We start from the raw sequence: 754 nt of genomic DNA, 5'->3' as shown, positions 1-754 counted from the left end.
CCGAGTGCGCGCGCGTCCTTGGTTGTCAATTCTGATCTCCTCGGACGTCCGCGACGGTCCTGGGCAGGTTCAGGCCGGACGGATAGGCGGCATTGTAATCGGTCCAGCGCGTCATGCGCGGCGGCGCATGCGCCAGGATCGGACTGCGCCCCGCACCCACCGGTTGCGGAGCGGACTTGTAAGCCGCGAAACGCATTGCGTTCTTCTCGCGGGAGCTGTTGATCTGCCGCTCGATCTCGAACGAGAAGGTGAGGTTGACGAAACCCACACTGAAGGTGAAGGACACATAGACCCGTCCTATCATCCTGCCGTTCACATGCGTGAGAGACAGCTCGATATGGACCGCGATGCCGAAGATTCCGATTGAGCCCTCGCCGATGGCGCGCAGATAGCCCGAGAACACGGTGAACCCGTCGATCGTCTTCGAGATGTAGATGCCTGCCGTCACCTGCCCGTGCCCCTTGATCAGGGCCAGGTCCAGCGGCACGACGGCGCCGTACTCCATCGACGCCTCAAATCCGATGATCCGGGAATTCGCGGTCATCCCGATATGCCCGCCACCGCCATAGGGCGGGATCGAGATCAGAAACGGGCGGTCGCGGCGCCCGATCGCGGCCTTGAGCAGGAACTCCCCCTCCGCCAGAGGCAGGATCGCGGCCACCTTGATCGACACCTGCGAAAAGATGATCGGTCCCAGCGGGATCGTGGGCAGGTTGTACCGCACCCCCACCTCTATCTGCGGCGGCAATATGTC

Annotated in this window: 1 protein-coding gene; it reads right to left on the bottom strand. The window is 63.0% G+C overall.

The annotated features are described in order from the left end of the window. Nucleotides 1-25: 25 nt before the first annotated feature. Nucleotides 26-754, bottom strand: a 729-nt coding sequence (locus tag A3764_RS25440; RefSeq protein WP_161487524.1) for a hypothetical protein, incomplete at its 5' end; no start/stop codon positions are given.

This window comes from Sulfitobacter sp. HI0129 (assembly GCF_001635395.1).
GTDB lineage: Bacteria > Pseudomonadota > Alphaproteobacteria > Rhodobacterales > Rhodobacteraceae > Sulfitobacter.
Note: the sequence above shows the minus strand (reverse complement) of the source record. Positions and strands in the feature narration are given on the sequence as shown.